Source organism: Bradyrhizobium ferriligni (assembly GCF_056837965.1).
Genome location: NZ_JBXEJO010000395.1, coordinates 1 through 392 on the forward strand (window position 1 = coordinate 1; position 392 = coordinate 392).

The window sequence follows — 392 nt, forward strand, 5'->3', positions numbered from 1 at the left end:
GTAAAGCCTTGCGTGTCATGTTGTGTGCCTGGTCGTGCCTGTTGGCCGGGCAGGCGAGCGCCCTGGGAGTGGGAGACATCACCCTGCATTCGGCGCTCAACCAGCCGCTGGATGCGGATATCGAACTGCTCGACGTCGGCGATCTCGGCGCGGACGAGATCGAGGTCCGCCTGGCGGGCGCCGACGTCTTCGCCGCGGCCGGGGTGGAACGCTTGCAGTTCCTCAACGAGCTGCGTTTCAGTCCGGTGCTCCAGTGGCGCGGTGGCAATCGCATCCATGTGTCCTCGAGCCGACCGGTGCAGGAGCCCTACCTGAATTTCCTGGTGGAGGTGGCACGCCCCAACGGCCGCATCGTGCGCGAATTCACCGTACTGCTCGATCCACTCGGTTAT

Annotated in this window: 1 protein-coding gene; it reads left to right on the forward strand. The window is 64.8% G+C overall.

The annotated features are described in order from the left end of the window. Positions 1–392, forward strand: a 392-nt coding sequence (locus AC1VNY_RS42885) for a type IV pilus assembly protein FimV (protein WP_482409737.1), incomplete at both ends; no start/stop codon positions are given.